The following is a 209-nucleotide window of genomic DNA, read 5'->3' as shown; positions in this document are numbered from 1 at the left end:
GCCGCACCTGACCGTTAGGCAGATTGAGTGGATACTTCTCCGGCTCGGTGCCGTGCTTAAGGGTGTAGGCGGCTTTCATACGCTTGCCGAATACGCCGGAGACTGACTTGAGCTTCTTTTGAGATAGGTTCTTCTCTTGGAGAAACTCGGAGGTGTAGAGCGGACGATCCTTGGCTTCGAGTTCAGGTGCTTCACCAAGCCCTCGGGCG

Annotated in this window: 1 pseudogene; it reads right to left on the bottom strand. The window is 56.0% G+C overall.

Annotated features, from left to right (window positions below):
• Nucleotides 1–209, bottom strand: a pseudogene (locus tag CYJ76_RS11475) (phage antirepressor N-terminal domain-containing protein); the annotation flags it as partial.

It is taken from the genome of Kytococcus schroeteri, from assembly GCF_002847825.1.
Taxonomy (GTDB): domain Bacteria; phylum Actinomycetota; class Actinomycetes; order Actinomycetales; family Dermatophilaceae; genus Kytococcus; species Kytococcus schroeteri.
The sequence above is the reverse complement of the archived record's forward strand: the minus strand, read 5'-3'. Positions and strand labels throughout refer to the sequence as shown.